Below are 14,625 nucleotides of genomic sequence, written 5' to 3'. Positions count from 1 at the left end.
GTTGCAATTCCGGCCTTGCGTTGTCGTGCAAGCGGAGGCAGGTAGGTCGTCGGGCGCTGATTTGCCCGGAGAAGACCTTTTCATGCCATCGGTATTGTCGCGCTGGGATACGCCCGAGCTGCGCGCTTCCATTTATCAATTCATGGTCTATGTGCCCGGCGGTGTGGCGTCGGTGTTCCTGGGCATTTGGCTCAGCGAGCATGGCCTGCCGGCTGACCAGATCGGCATGATCAATGCCCTGCCGACCCTCTGCCTGCTCCTTCTCAACATCGTGGTGGGCCGTATTGCCGACCGGGCCGATGACTGGCGCTCGGCGCTGATCGTCATTTCGCTGCTGTCGGCCCTCGCGCCGCTACCGTTGTATTTTGTCTCCGAATTCTGGGGCATCCTGCTGATCTGGGCGCTCTGTGCCACCACCAACGGGCTGGTCGCCCCGGTCATCGATGCGGCGACGGTCCGCATGACGCGGCGCAACGGCACCGACTTCGGCGCGGTGCGCGCCTGGGCGACCGTCGGCTATATCTTTGCCGCCGCTGGCCTGGGTCTGCTGCTCAACGTGTTCGGCTCGGCGGCTTTCGTCACGCTCTATGTGGTGACGGCGGTGATCCGTGCGGCGCTGGCCTATGTCCTGCCGCGCTTCCGGGCACCATCGATCAAGCCGACGCTGGCCAATGCCACGGCGGAAGGGCCGGCGCCGACAAGCCGCCTGCGCGATTCCCTGCAGCTCTGGTTCGTCCTGCCGCTTGTCGCCTTCGCGCTGGTCAATTCCAGCAATGCGCTGATCGGCGGGTTCGCCGCGCTGCTCTGGCATGAGAATGGCGTGCCCAGTTATTTCCTGGGGCCGTTGTTGGGGATAGCGGCGACGGGCGAGGCGATCCTGATGTTCGCGTGGCGCCGCTTCGGCGGTCGCGTTACGGCGCGCAACATGATCCTGGTCTGCGCCATGGCCGGGCTGCTGCGCTTCACCATCATGGCGTTCAATCCGCCGGTCGAGGTGCTGTTCTTCACCCAGATGCTGCATGCCTTCAGCTTTGGCATCGGCTATTTCGGCGTAGTCCATTTCATTGCCAATTGGACCAACGAAGCCAATGCCGCCGAGGCTCAGGGCTTTGCCAATATGCTCAACATGGGCGCAGCCATGGCGGCGCTGATCGTGTTCGGTGTGCTGGTGGAGCATTTTGGCAGCTACGCCTTCTTCTATTCGACGGTGACGGCGCTGGCCGCCATAGTCTGCGTGCTCGTCTCGCTGCGCATTCGTCCGCCCAAGGAAGCCCGTTGACTGGCCCAATGAAATCGATATGGCTGGTCGCATACTAATCATCCCATGATTTTCCGGCCAGCCTTGAGCGGGCCAAACCCCGAGTTCATTGCACCATGTCTCCGCCCGAGGCTGCCCAGCGCCTGACGCCCGAATTGCGGACGACGGCGTTCTACTTCACCTATTTCATGGGGCCGGGCGCCGCGGTGATGTTCCTGCCGATCTGGCTGAGCGAGAAGGGGATCCCGACCGAGCAGATTGGCCTGATCAACGCCGTGCCGGTCTTTGCGATCCTGGCGCTCAACCTGATCATCGGCCGCATCGCCGACAAAGCCAGCGACTGGCGGCAGGTCATCGTCATTGGCGCGCTGATCGGCGGCATCGTCCCGATCGGCCTGTTCTTCGTCAACGAGTTCTGGGGCATCCTGTTGTTCTGGACCTTGGCCAGCTTGCCCACTGGAGCTGTGGGGCCGGTTCTCGATGCGGCCACCATGCGCCTGACGCGCCGGAACGGCACCGATTTCGGGACCATCCGTGCCTGGGGCACGGTGGGTTTCATGCTGTTCAACGGCTTCACCGGTTTTCTCGTCGTCTGGTTCGGCTCCGACGTCTTTGTGCCGCTGTTTGTCGGCCTGGCGCTGCTGCGGGCGGCTGTGGCACTGCAACTGCCGGCCTTTCGCGCGCCGGCGACGCAAGCCACAGTGGCTGCTATCCGGCCGGCGCCGCGCAAGCTGCTGGAAGTCGTTACCAAACCGTGGTTTGCCCTGCCGCTCATCGGCTTTGCCATCATCTTCGGCACCCATATCATCCTCAATGCCTTCGCCTCGCTGCTGTGGAAGGAGCAGGGCATTTCTGAGGATGTGATCGGTCCGTTGATCGCGCTGGCTGCCGCGGCCGAGGCGGGCATGATGTTTATCTGGAAGCGCTTCGGCGGCAGGGTATCGGCCCGCCAGATGATCCTGATCTCTGCCATGGTCTCGGTGCTGCGCTGGGCCGCCATGGCCTTCTCGCCGGCAGTGTGGGTGCTGGTACTGCTGCAACTGACGCATGGCGTCACCTTCGCGCTGGGCTATCTGGGCTGCGTGCATTTCATCGCCAACTGGACGAGCGAGAACATCGCGGCCGAGACGCAGAGCCTGTTCACGGTGCTGCAACAGGTGATGTCGGTGATTGCGCTGATTGGCTTCGGCTGGCTGATCGGCGTCTATGGCGCCCATGCCTATCTCTTCGCCTCGCTGGCGGCGGCGATCGGCGCCTTGTGCATCTGGCTGTCGCTGAGGATGATGCAGCCCAAGGAAGACGCCATTCCCACGGGGTGAAGCATGCTCGACCTGCTCGATCGCCTGCCGCCGCAGTTCCGCACCGTGTGCTATGACGGCGCGCGTGTGCCCGATGGTGACCACGATCTCAGCCACGGCTCCAACTGCCAGCGCTATGCCTATACCGTGCTGGCGCAGTTCGGGATAGCGCTGCCGCCCTGGTACTCCAGCGAGTTATGGGGCGATGCCGAACTGACGCATCGCGTCAGTGAATTCGAGCCACTGGACTTGCTGCTGTTCAGCCGCGACGGCGAGTCGTTTGGCGCGCATGTGGCGGTCTATGCCGGCGAAAGCAGGGCGCTGCATCTCAGCAAATCGGTTGGGCATCCGGTGGTGTGGACGCTAACGCAGTTCGTGGAGCGGCCGGAGTATCGCGTGCTGGTCGGTGGCAAACGGGCACTGCGGGGCTAGTGCCACGCCCTCGTGGTTCGAGGCGCTGAAGAAGCGCACCTCACCATGAAGGCTACTCTTAGCGCAGTATTCCAGTAGCCTCATGGTGAGGTGCGAGCCCTTCGCGAGCCTCGAACTACGACGCGTGTCACGAGGTCTCCCAAACAGAAACGGCCCCGGTTTCCCGGGGCCGTTCTCAATTCAACACGTAAGCCTTAGCTCAGTCGACCACTCGCATGGGCCAGGGTCGTATAGACCTTACCCTTGTCGCTGAGCAGGTATTCGCGGGTCTCGGCGGCTGGGCGCGGGCCGGCGGCGGCGCGCTTCAGCAGTTGCTCGAACTCGCTCATATAGGCCTGGGCGGTGCGGGCGAAGTCGGCGTCGCGCTGCAGCTTCTTCCGCACGTCGTCATAGGTGCCCTGGCCGGCCAGCGTGTAGATGCGGCGCGAGAACACGTTGGACTCGCCGGCCTGATAGCGGGACCAGGCATCGGACAAAGCCGCATCGTCGATCGAGCGGGCGATCTCTTCGGTCAAGCCCGACAGGCCCGCCTGCTGCGACTGCGCGGCGGGCTGGACGCTCTGCTGCTTGGCGGTGGCGTTGCGCAGCACGTCGCGCAGCCAGCCGCCGTCGGCCTGGGCCGGCTCGGCGGCAGCTGCGACGGGCTGACGGACCGGCTCCGGCTGGCGTGCTGGCTCAGGCTGGCGCACCGGCTCTGGCTGATAGGTCGGCTCAGGCTGGCGTTCGATGGTGCGGATCGGGTCGACCAGCGTTTGGCGGGCAGGCTCGCGATAGGTTTCGCGGACCGGCTCAGGCTGGCGTGGCGGCTGATAGGCCGGTGGGTCGTTGCGGACTTCCTGACGCGGGGCACGCGGAGCAGGGGGGCGGCGATCGTTGAGATCGTGCGTGGCGGGCTGGCTGCGCACGATGGCGTTGAGCTCGCTGAGTGCCTCGATCTGCTCGGCCACGACGCGACGCATGGCAGCGGCGCTGGCGCGGGTTTCCTCTGGCAGTTCGTTGACGCCGCGGGCCAGTTCGGCGCGGGTGGCTTCGAGCTCGCTGCCCACTTCCTTGGCCGTCTCGCGCATGGCGCGGGCGGTGTCGTTGAAGCGCTGGGTGGCTTCCTCGATCGCGCGCTGCATTTCGCTGACCATCTGCTGCTGCGCCTGCTGCAGGGCAGCATTGGCGCGGCGGCCTTCGGCATCGGCGGCACCACGGAATTCGCCCAGGCGGTCGGTGACTTCGCCCGAGGTCTCGTCCAGGGCCTGGCGGAAGGTGCCGGTGGTCTGGTCGATAGCCTGGCGGAGCTGCCCGGTATTGGCGGCGATGGCGTTGCGCACCGAGTTCGAGCTGTCGCTGATGGTGTCGGCGAGAGTCGATGTGGTGGTGGTAAGCACGTCGGTGACGTTGCCTGCCGTCGATGCGAGGACGTCGCTGACCTTGTTGACATTGTCTTCCAGCGCGCTGGTGACGCGACTGGTCGTGCTCTCAAGCACATTGGCGACACGGCCGGCATTGTCCTGCAGCGCGTCGTTGACCTGGCTGGTCTGGTCGCTGAGGGCGAGGCGCACCGAACCGGCCGTTTGGTTGAGTGCGGCGGTGGCCGCATCGGCGGCGCGCTGCACGGCATTGTCCACCTGCGCGACATTGCTGTTGAGCGTGGTGGTGAAGCGTTCGTTGGTCGAATAGAGGGCGTCGGCCACGTTGGTCGACGTCGTACGCAGCGTTTCGTTGATCTCGCCGGAGGCGGCGGCCAGCGAGCTGGTGATTGTTGCCGTGGTCTCTTCGAGCGTCTGCGCCACGGTGCCGGTCGTGGCCGTCAGGGCCTCGTCCATGGCGCGGCGGGCGCCGATCAGGCGGCGTTCGGTATCGTTGACGGTGTCGGCGATCGACTGGGCGAACATGCGCATGCGGCCATCGATATCGTCGGCACGGGAGGCGAAGCTCTGGGCCAGCGCATCCATGGCGCCGCGGCGCTCTTCGAGGGTCTCCAGGGCATTGTCGCTGGTGACGGTCAGCGCCGTCGACGCCTTGGTCATGCTGGCGGCTTCGTTGTCGAGCTTGCCCAGGATGCTGGAGAACTCGTCGACCATGCCGCGGATCGTGGCCTGCAGGGCGCCAACATGCTGGCTGACCATGGTGCCGGCCTGTTCGGTCTGGCCGATGGCCTCGCGGATGGTGGTCGAATAGGTCGACGTCTGCTGAGCGACGCTGGTTTCGAGATTGGCGAGGTTCGCCGTCGAGGCGTCGAGCACGCGCTGCAGCAGCAGGTTGCTGTCGTTGAGCTTGCCCAGGGCAGCGGTGACGTCGGTGAGGATGCGTGAGGTCGAAACCGCCATAATGGCTTCGGCTTCCTTGGCATTCTCGCCCAGCGCGTCGCGCAGGACGTTGCCATGGCTCATCAGCGCGCCCTGCAACTGGTCGGCCTTTTCGCTGACCAGGGCGGCGAAGGCATTGGTCTGCTGCTCGACCGAGCGGTTGATGTCGGTCAGGCGGGTCTCGATCGTATCGACCGCGTTGACGGCCTTGACCGACAGGAGCTGGTCGATATCACCAGCGGCCACGCGGATCTGCTCCAGCGCGGTGCGCACAGCGCCGTCCATGCGGTTGGCAGTGTTGGTGATGTCGTTCGATATATTCTGCGTCGCCGCCGTGATGCGGGTAGCGATAGTTTCCTCGATACGGTCGGCGCCGGCTTCGAGATCGGCCATCGATTGGGTGATCGAGGTGTTGATCGAGGCATTGAGCGCGGCCAGGCGCTCGGCCGTGATATCGGCGCGGGCGGTGATGGCCTCGGGCAGGGTGCCCAGGCGCTGATCGACCATGTCGGTGATCGCCTTGCGGGCGGTATTGACGCCGGTCTCGATGAGGTCGGCCGCCTTGCGGGCGCTTTCGCCAACCGAAGTGCTGGCCGCGTCGATGCGGGCGGTGACGCCATGCTCGGCATCGTTGATGCGGGCAATGGCACCGTCGAGGCCCGTGCCCAGATTGGTGTTGAGCTCGGCGACCTTGTCGGCGATGAGCTTGGACATTGTGGTCACGCGCTCGCCCATCGTGTCGGTGGCGCCACGCAGCGACGCGTCGATCTTGTTGCGGGCGTCGTCGCCCTGCTGGGCAATGGTCTCGGCCAGCTCGGCAGTACGCAAACCGATGGTCTCGCCGATCGAGGCGGTATGGGTGGCCAGCGTGTCGCTGAGCGCCTGGGTGCGGGTGCCAAGGGCCTCCGACAGCTGCTGGGTGCGTGTGCCCACGGCCTGGGCCAGCTGCTGGGTGCCGCCATCGAGGGCCGAGCGCAGTTCCTGGGCGCGGCCATCAAGTGTGCCGGTGAGGGCGGTGGTCCGTTCGCTGATCTCGGCGGCGATGAGTGACGTACGCTCCTCGATCCGCTGGGTCATGGCCACCGTGCTGTTGTCGATCTGGCTCGCCAGTGTCGTGGTGCGGCTGTCGATCTCGCTGGCCAGCTTCGAGGTGCGCTGGTCGAGCTGGCTGGCCAGCAGGGTGGTGCGCTCATCAAGCTGGTTGGCCAGCGTGCCGGTGCGGCTGTCGAGTTCGAGCGACAGCGTGTTGGTCTTTTCCGACAGCGTGTCGGCGAGGCGCTGGGTACGGCCGGAAATAGCCTGGTCGAAGGCACTGGTGCCGCCCGACAGGGTCTCGCCCAGTTCCTGGCTGCGCACGCGGATGGACTCGCTCATGTCGCGGCTGCGGCCGCTGAGCGTTTCGTCCAGCTCGAGCGCGCGGGTTTCGATGGCGCTGGCCAGTTCCCCGGTACGGGTCTCAAGTGCCGTTGTCAGTTCGCCCGTGCGAGAGCTGAGCACCTCGTCGAGCACCTTGGTGCGGCCATCAAGGGCTTCCGCAATGATGCCGGCATGGCCTTCGAGCGAGTCCGAGATTTCGCGGCTGCGGTTGGTGATGGTCTCGGTGATTGCCTTGGTGCGGGCACCCAGCACTTCGCCCATCTCACGGGTGCGTTCGGCCACCACGTCGTTGAAACGGCCGGATTCTTCGTTCAGCGCCATTTCGAGCACGTTGGCGCGGGCGGCAAAATTGGTGCCCTGGGCTTCGAGGCGGGCGATCAGGCTGTCGCCCTTGTCGCCGATGACGCCGTCCAGCGTATGGAGGCGCGTATCGAGGATGCCGGCGATTTCGGTCAGGCGGGCATCGAACTGGCTCAGCGAATCCTGACCAGCCGAAGCCAGCGTGATGCGGGCCCGCTCCGACGTATCGTCGAGCGCGCCGTTGATTTCGATGACAGCCGACTGCAGGCGGCTGTCCATGGCATTGAGCTGGATGGCCACCGACTCGTCGAGCTGGCGGGTGAGGGCGGTCAGCAGCACTTCGGCTTCGCGCGAGCGGCCCGAGATATCGTCGGCAATGCGCTGGCCGATCATGTCGAGGCCGCCGGTGACTTCGTGGCCGCGCTCGCGCAGCTGCTCCAGCAGCGCCTGGCCGCCATCGGTCAGCAGCGTCTGCAGGGCCAGCGTACGCTCGTCCAGGTTGGCGGTCAGGCGGTCGGCGCCAGATTCGATCAGGCCGGCAATGTTGCTGGTGCGATCCTCGAACGAGGCGGTGAACGCAAGCGTCCGCTCCTCGATCGCCTGGGTACGCTGATCGATGGCGGCGCCGATCTGGTCGGCACGACCGTCGAGGGCCGCTGCCAGGGCAGAGATGCGGCTGTCGACGCCAGCATTGAGCTCGGCGGCGCGGCTGTCGATGGCGCTGGCCATGGTCGAGGTCTGATCCTCGAAGGTCAAAGCCAGGCGGTTGGCGCTGGTATCGAGCGCCGAGATGAAGTCGGTGGTGCGGTTGTCGACCAGCGACACGAAGCCTTCGGTGCGCTCGCCAAAGCTGTTGGTCAGCGTGTTGCCGGCCGTTTCGAGGGCGCGGGTGAGGTTGCCGCCGCTTTCGACGATGGTGCCGGCAATGCGCTGGCTGATCATGTCGAGATCGAAGACGAGGCCGGTATGGCTCTCGGTGATGGCCTCGCGTACACGCTCGGTATTGGTCAGCACGCTTTCGCGCTGGCTGGCCAGTTCGGCGATCAGCGCGCGCATGCGCGATTCATTATCCGAATAGGTGCGTTCGAGCGCGGTGACCTCATTGTGGATCATCACCTCGAGCTCGCCAGCGCGCGACAGTGCGCGCTCCAGACCATCGCCCAGCGCATTGACTTCGCGGCGCACGGCCTGGCCCACCGAAGCAACCTTGTCGGCGGCGGTGACTTCCGGCTCAGCCAGGCGAATGGCGGCCTGGGTGATCGAGGAGGCAGCGTTGCGCAGATCCTGGGCGCGGCGGAACAGGGTCGCCACGGCAAAGAAGCCGAGCACCGGCAGGAACATGATGGCCACCAGGCCAATAAAGTCGATGGTGGCGACGAACGTGCCAAAATTGCTCAGCTGTGGGCCATAGCGCAGCCAGGCGCCAGCGCCAGACACGCCCAGCCAGATGATCGACAGCACCAGCGCGATCCAGGTCGGCGCGGACGAGGAGCGGTTCTGCAGATTGTAGAGAATTTTGGAGGTCGGGAAGCGATCGTCATTGGCGACGGCGCCGGCCTGCTGGGCGATCTTGTCGGCCGCACGCAGGCGCTCGCTGCGCGCATTGGCTGCTGCCGCGGGCATCGGCTTCTTTTCCGGTGCCTGCTGCGGCGGCGTGCTGTCGAGGCTGAATACCGATTCCTTGAGGGCGTCTTCGACCGCTGAAAAGGCCAGCGCGGCGGGATCGTTCGTGGGGGTCGGGTTCTTCGCCATACTCTTTACAACTCTCGCGTCGGCTTCGCAGCAACAAGGCGGCCAATAAGAGTTGTCATGACTCCGCAGCCGTTTCCGGTCGCATCGTCAAATGGAAACAATTCGATGCAAATGCCCCGCATCGTCCCCCCAACCCTCGCCGCCGCGCGCTGGTTCAAAGCCCATTAATACATTCAATTTGAAGCAAACCGAACGGTTTCTTACCCAAAGGTTAATTTTGTGGTGAAGAAGCGAGGCCATCAGAAACGTCAAACCAAGGCGAAGATGTGGCTTAATCACCTGTTCACCCGGCCATTCTAGGCTCAGTGCTGCGGCATTGTCCTTGGTGGACGCGTAGCCGCGCGTAACGGAGCGACCCCATGGCGCAGAGTGCACTGGCCGAACAGATTGCCGAGCTTCCCTATCGGCGGGCGATGCGGCCGATCGATCTGGTGCATCTGGCCAAGCAATGCCTGGGCGATGAAAACCTCGAATACGAAATCCTGCGTCTGTTCGACACGACGGTGCAGACCTATTTCGGCCGCCTGCAGCAGGCGCTGACCTTCGACGAGTTCGCGATGAACCTGCACTCGATCAAGGGCGCCGCCAGCGGCGTGGGGGCCTTCACCGTGTCCAATCTCGCCAAGGGCTGCGAAACAGAACTGCAGGCGGGCCGCCCGCTCAACCCCGAACGCATTGCCGACCTGGGCATGGCCATCGAGGAAGTACGGACGTTCATTTCCCGAATGCTGAGCAACGAGCCGGCTTGAGAGTAGCCTTCGCTAACTTTCCTTCGGCGAGCGGTCAATTTGACCCTCTCCCCACCATCCCCTATATAGCGCGCAACGCGCCGCGACCCTGACGGCGGCCCAACCGTCCAGCAGTACCGATGTCCATCTCCACCGTCGCCGCGGCCGCTCCCCGGCCTATCGCCGAACCGTTCCGCACCCGTCGTACCTTTGCGATCATCTCGCATCCGGACGCCGGCAAGACCACGCTGACCGAACGGCTTCTTGCTGCCGCTGGTGCGATCCAGCAGGCCGGCGCCGTGCGCGGCAAGGCGGGCGCGCGCTCGACCCGGTCGGACTGGATGGAAATGGAGCAGCAGCGCGGCATTTCCATCACCTCGTCTGTGATGACCTTCGACTATGACGGGTTGACCCTCAACCTGCTCGACACGCCCGGCCACTCGGACTTTTCCGAGGATACCTATCGTACTCTGACCGCCGTCGATGCCGCCATCATGGTGATCGACGCTGCCAAGGGCATCGAGGCGCAGACGCTCAAGCTGTTCGAAGTCTGCCGCCTGCGCGATATCCCGATCATCACCTTCATCAACAAGGTCGACCGCGAGGGCCTGTCGCCGCTCGAGCTGATCGACGAAATCCAGGGCAAGCTGGCGCTCGATCTTACGCCCGTGCTGTGGCCAATCGGGCAGGGCGTCGATTTCCACGGCTATCTCGACCTGCTCGAAAAGCGCGTGCTGTCGCCGCAGGGCAAGTCGATCGCCGAGTATGACGCGATCGAGGATCTGCTCGACAATGAGGCGCTGGTCGACGATCCGGTATTCATGACGGCGCTGGAAACGCTCGAAATGGCCACGGCCATGCTGCCGCCCTTCGATCTCGAGACGTTCCATGCCGGCCATCTGAGCCCGGTGCTGTTCGGCTCCGCCCTTAAGGGAATCGGTGTCGCCGAATTGCTGCGCACGCTGGGCGAGTGGGGCCCCGAGCCGCGCCCGCAGCCGGCCATTCCTTCGCCGATCGAGCCATCGGACAAGAAGGTCACCGGCTTCGTATTCAAGGTGCAGGCGAATATGGACGCCAACCACCGCGACCGCATCGCCTTCGTGCGCTTGTGCTCGGGCACCTTCACCCGCGGCATGCGGCTGAAGAATGTGCGGTCCGGCAAGGACATGGCGGTGTCCAACCCGATGTTCTTCTTCGGCAATGATCGCGAGCTGGCCGAACAGGCGGTGGCGGGCGATATCGTCGGCATTCCCAATCACGGCACGCTGTCGGTGGGCGATACGCTGACCGAAGGCGCCATCATCAACGTCACCGGCATTCCGAACTTTGCGCCGGAAATCATCCGCCGCGTCCGTCTCACCGATCACATGAAGACCAAGCAGATGGCCAAGGCGCTGTCGGATTTGTCGGAAGAGGGTGTGACCCAGGTGTTCCGCCGCGTCGTCGGTGCTGACTGGATTGTCGGTGTGGTCGGCCAGCTTCAGCTCGAAGTGCTGAGCTCACGCGTCGCCGGGGAATATGGCGTGCCGATCACCTTCGAGAGCCTCAACTACGAGGTCGCCCGCTGGATCGAATCCGACGATCCAAAGGAGCTCGACCGCTTCATCACCGCGCAGAAGATGAACATTGCCGAGGACCGCACCGGTGCGCCAGTGTTTCTCGCGCAGAATGCCTGGTGGGCCGACCGCGCCAAGCAGGATTTCCCGAAAATTCGGTTCCTCACCACGAAAGAACGACATTGAGCGCGGAACGCATCGAAGAGTTCCTCGGCGCGGTGAAGTCGGCCTTTGCCGGCAACACGCTGATCAAGCTCAAGCTCGCCGGCTATCATGGCGGTGAGGTCGATCTCAAAAGCATCGACGTGAAGAAGATCGTCGCCAAGGGGGTGGAGAAGTTCAGCTTCACCTTCCACTACAAGACGCGCGACATCATCAAGAACCAGATCCAGCCCGAGGCGCTGGGCAATTTGCGCACGGCGCTCAAGGACGAGTTTCGCAGCGCCCAGCTTGCCACCACCGATTTCGACATGAGTTTCGAGCGTAATGGCGACAAGGTGCGTCTCAAGCGCAGTGAGGTTGCCGGTCGGGAGACGCCATCGACAGACCACAACCGCGCCAAGAATCGGCCCCTGACCGAGACTAACAAGCCGTACCTCCACGCCCTCGGCATCACGGGCAAGGACGGCCAGGTGCGCAACGACGCACAGGACAAGTTCAGACAAATCAATAAGATGGTCGAGATTTTCGCGCCATTGATTCAAGCGATCAAGACCGATCGACCGCGCATCGTCGATATGGGCGCGGGCAAGGGCTATCTCGATTTTGCGCTGTACGATTATCTGACGACGACGGCCCTTCGACCAGTCGACATGATCGGCGTGGAGATGCGCGACAAGCTGGTATCAGATGGCAATGCCACGGCGGCTCAGTCCGGCTTCGATGGTCTGAGCTTCGCTCCCGGCACCATTCTCGACTATGACGCATCAGGCGCCGATGCCGTGATCGCGCTCCATGCCTGCGACACCGCCACTGACGACGCCATCTTCAAGGGCATCAGCGCCGGGGCATCGCTCATCGCTGTTGCGCCCTGCTGCCACAAGCAGATCCGCCGACAGATGGAGGCCGGGCAACCGGCCACCCAGCTTGACGTGTTGCTGCGCCACGGCATCTTCCTCGAACGCCAGGCTGAGATGGTCACCGATACGCTCCGTGCCTTGCTGCTGGAACTCAACGGCTACCGCACCAAGGTGTTCGAGTTCGTCTCGGATGCGCATACGCCCAAGAACAACCTGATCGTGGCCGAGAAGGACGGTCGGGCAGGGCGCGACCGCGAGGCCTTGCTCAAGCAGATCGCCGACGTGAAGGCGATGTTCGGGGTGGAGCGGCATTATCTCGAAGGGCTGCTGGGGCTGTAGTGCCGTCTTCACCTCTCCCTTCGGGGGAGAGGTCGGCGCATAGCGCCGGCTGAGGGGGCCTTTGCTAGTTGAGGTGCGTGGGGAGACCCCCTCACCCGACCCAAACGGGTCTACCTCTCCCCCAGAGGGAGAGGTGAAGGACGCAACCCGGCTCTGTCCGTGCATGCCTTCCTAATCCCCCCGCCATCCCCTATATCGGAGGCACACAGCAAGCACCCGAGACCATGACCAAGATCACTTTTGTCCAGCAGGACGGCGAACGCATCGAGACTGAGGCCCAGAACGGCGCCACCGTGATGGAAACCGCCATCATGAATGCCATTCCCGGCATCGTCGCCGAATGCGGCGGCGCCTGCACCTGCGCCACCTGCCACGTCTATGTCGATGACGCCTGGACCGAAACCGTCGGCGGCCCGTCCAACATGGAAGAAGACATGCTCGACTTCGCCTTCGACGTGAAGGAACAGAGCCGGTTGAGCTGCCAGATCAAGGTCAAGGACGCGCTCGATGGTCTGGTGGTGCATGTGCCGAGCCGGCAGGGGTAACACCGCGCCACGCCCTCGTGGTTCGAGGCGCTGAAGAAGCGCACCTCACCATGAGGGATATTTTGAACGCGGTGCATCAGCAGCCCTCATGGTGAGGCGCGAGCTCTTCGCGAGCCTCGAACCACGAGGGCGTAGCACCATACCCGAAGCAAAATTTGCTCCACCTCTCCCCCGCTAAGATTCATTTAGCGGCTTTAGCGTAATCCCAAATGCGGCGTTCCACGCAGAGCCCCTGTGGGGAAATATAAAAGCGATTGAATTTCAACGCCTTGTTGCAAGGGGTTGGTTTGCATTATTTTCCACCCATCACCAACAGGGTTCCAATGGGTCAACTCAACACATTTCCGTTGAGCTACAAAGTTCAGGGTCTGCGCATCGTCATCGTCGGCGGTGGAGAAGAAGCCCTCAACAAAGTCCGGTTGGTAACAAAGACTACCGCACAGGTCGTGATTATTTCCCGTCAAATCGAAGCGGATTTTTCCGGCTTTGCGGTGCAGGTCATCGAGCGGGCATTTGCTCCCTCCGATCTCGATGGTGCGGCTCTGGTGTTTGTCGCCGAAGAGAGCGCCGACGCCGAACTGGCCAAGGCCGAAGCCCGCGCTCGCGGCATTCCGCTCAATGTCGTCGACGTCCCGGCCGAGTGTGATTTCTACACCCCATCGATCGTCGACCGGGCGCCGCTGACCATCGCCATTTCCAGCGAGGGCAATGCGCCGGTGCTGGCCCGACTGGTGCGGGCGCGGATCGAGGCGATGCTATCGCCGGGCTTCGGGAAAATCGCGAGTCTGGCCGGTAGCTTACGCCAGCGCGTTGAGGGCCTGATTCACGATGGCGCAGCGCGCCGGCGCTACTATGAGGCCCTGGTGACCTCGCCGCAGGTTGAGGCTGCTGTGGTCTCGAGCCCTGTTGCCGGTCGCTACGAGGCCGAAGTCCTGCTCGACCAGCATGTGAAGCAAGGCGAGGCAAAGGGCGTCGTCTGGCTGATCGGTGCCGGTCCGGGTTCGGAAGATCTCCTCACCCTGCGCGCCCAGCGTCTGCTGCAGGAAGCCGATGTCATCGTGCATGACCAGCTCGTGCCGTCGGTTGTCGTTGATATGGGCCGCCGGGATGCCGAGCGGATCGATGTCGGCAAGGCCAAGGGGCATCACAGCTTTTCGCAGGCGCAAATCAATACGCTGATCGTCCGCCTGGCGGGGCAGGGCAAGAAGGTCGCGCGGCTCAAGTCCGGCGATCCGATGATCTTCGGTCGGGCTGGTGAGGAGATATCCGCGCTCCGCAAGGCGGGCATACAATACCAGATCGTTCCCGGTATCAGCGCGGCCCTCGCCGCTGCGGCCGATACGGCGACGCCGGTCACCCTGCGCAAGGTGTCGAGCGGCTTCATCATGGCGACAGCGCACGGCGCTGACGACAGCGATCTCGCCCACTGGGCATCGCTGGCGCAGTCCGGCCTGACGCTGGCGCTCTATATGGGCAAATCCATCGCATCCGAAGTGGCGGCGCAGCTGGTCGCGCATGGCGCGAGCCCGGCTACGCCGGTTGGCATTGTGGTCAATGCCGGGCGCAGCAATGTGTCCACATATTCGGGCAATCTGCGGTCCCTGATCGAATGTCAGGTGACGTTCAGCTTGGGTCCGGCAATCATTTTCGTAGGCGAAGCCGTTGAGGCCGGAGACTGGGCGGACGCCGCCCAACTCGCCGGCATGAGCTTCAAGGTAGCATAG

9 protein-coding genes are annotated in these 14,625 nt (G+C 63.9%); 8 read left to right on the top strand and 1 reads right to left on the bottom strand.

Translation table 11 applies throughout. The features are described 5' to 3' along the window. Window positions 1–82 precede the first annotated feature (82 nt). The 3 genes from IM737_RS05285 (at window position 83) to IM737_RS05275 (ending at window position 2,988) form a co-directional block, all read left to right on the top strand. Window positions 83–1,279 (top strand): MFS transporter, encoded by a 1,197-nt coding sequence (locus tag IM737_RS05285; RefSeq protein ID WP_236898877.1) that lies wholly within the window; start codon window positions 83–85, stop codon window positions 1,277–1,279. Window positions 1,280–1,374: 95 nt separating this feature from the next. Further along, complete coding sequence (locus IM737_RS05280) at window positions 1,375–2,577, top strand: MFS transporter (RefSeq protein WP_236898876.1); 1,203 nt, start codon at window positions 1,375–1,377, stop codon at window positions 2,575–2,577. A gap of 3 nt (window positions 2,578–2,580) precedes the next feature. Next, the gene (locus IM737_RS05275) at window positions 2,581–2,988 is read left to right on the top strand and encodes a hypothetical protein (protein ID WP_236898875.1); all 408 of its coding nucleotides are present in this window, start codon (window positions 2,581–2,583) and stop codon (window positions 2,986–2,988) included. Between the two features lie 194 nt (window positions 2,989–3,182). On the opposite strand, the gene IM737_RS05270 is transcribed toward IM737_RS05275, so the two are convergent. Further along, the gene (locus tag IM737_RS05270) at window positions 3,183–8,714 is read right to left on the bottom strand and encodes a hypothetical protein (RefSeq protein WP_236898874.1); all 5,532 of its coding nucleotides are present in this window, start codon (window positions 8,712–8,714) and stop codon (window positions 3,183–3,185) included. A 359-nt stretch (window positions 8,715–9,073) separates the two neighbouring features. Between IM737_RS05270 and IM737_RS05265 the strand changes: the two genes are divergently transcribed. From IM737_RS05265 to cysG, 5 genes are all read left to right on the top strand, one after another. After that, window positions 9,074–9,463 carry an Hpt domain-containing protein gene (locus IM737_RS05265; RefSeq protein WP_236898873.1) on the top strand — a complete coding sequence of 130 codons (390 nt, stop codon included), beginning with the start codon at window positions 9,074–9,076 and terminating at the stop codon, window positions 9,461–9,463. 119 nt (window positions 9,464–9,582) lie between these two features. Beyond that, on the top strand, window positions 9,583–11,184 hold the full coding sequence (locus IM737_RS05260) for a peptide chain release factor 3 (protein ID WP_236898872.1): 1,602 nt from the start codon (window positions 9,583–9,585) through the stop codon (window positions 11,182–11,184). After that, window positions 11,181–12,356 (top strand): class I SAM-dependent methyltransferase, encoded by a 1,176-nt coding sequence (locus IM737_RS05255; RefSeq protein ID WP_236898871.1) that lies wholly within the window; start codon window positions 11,181–11,183, stop codon window positions 12,354–12,356. The genes IM737_RS05260 and IM737_RS05255 overlap by 4 nt, the downstream gene beginning before the upstream one ends. A 224-nt stretch (window positions 12,357–12,580) precedes the next feature. Next, complete coding sequence (locus IM737_RS05250; protein WP_236898870.1) at window positions 12,581–12,901, top strand: 2Fe-2S iron-sulfur cluster-binding protein; 321 nt, start codon at window positions 12,581–12,583, stop codon at window positions 12,899–12,901. Between the two features lie 323 nt (window positions 12,902–13,224). Beyond that, a complete protein-coding gene (cysG, locus tag IM737_RS05245; protein ID WP_236898869.1) occupies window positions 13,225–14,625 on the top strand; it encodes a siroheme synthase CysG in 1,401 nt (466 codons plus the stop codon).

This window comes from Devosia sp. SL43 (genome assembly GCF_021729885.1).
Classification (GTDB): domain Bacteria; phylum Pseudomonadota; class Alphaproteobacteria; order Rhizobiales; family Devosiaceae; genus Devosia.
The sequence above is the reverse complement of the archived record's forward strand: the minus strand, read 5'-3'. Positions and strand labels throughout refer to the sequence as shown.

Excerpts from the sequence above, each read along its gene's own strand:
- cysG (WP_236898869.1), top strand. The coding sequence starts at position 13,225 with ATGGGTCAACTCAACACATTTCCGTTGAGCTACAAAGTTCAGGGTCTG.
- IM737_RS05275 (WP_236898875.1), top strand. The coding sequence starts at position 2,581 with ATGCTCGACCTGCTCGATCGCCTGCCGCCGCAGTTCCGCACCGTGTGC.
- IM737_RS05280 (WP_236898876.1), top strand. The coding sequence starts at position 1,375 with ATGTCTCCGCCCGAGGCTGCCCAGCGCCTGACGCCCGAATTGCGGACG.
- IM737_RS05265 (WP_236898873.1), top strand. The coding sequence starts at position 9,074 with ATGGCGCAGAGTGCACTGGCCGAACAGATTGCCGAGCTTCCCTATCGG.
- IM737_RS05250 (WP_236898870.1), top strand. The coding sequence starts at position 12,581 with ATGACCAAGATCACTTTTGTCCAGCAGGACGGCGAACGCATCGAGACT.
- IM737_RS05260 (WP_236898872.1), top strand. The coding sequence starts at position 9,583 with ATGTCCATCTCCACCGTCGCCGCGGCCGCTCCCCGGCCTATCGCCGAA.
- IM737_RS05270 (WP_236898874.1), bottom strand. The coding sequence starts at position 8,714 with ATGGCGAAGAACCCGACCCCCACGAACGATCCCGCCGCGCTGGCCTTT.
- IM737_RS05285 (WP_236898877.1), top strand. The coding sequence starts at position 83 with ATGCCATCGGTATTGTCGCGCTGGGATACGCCCGAGCTGCGCGCTTCC.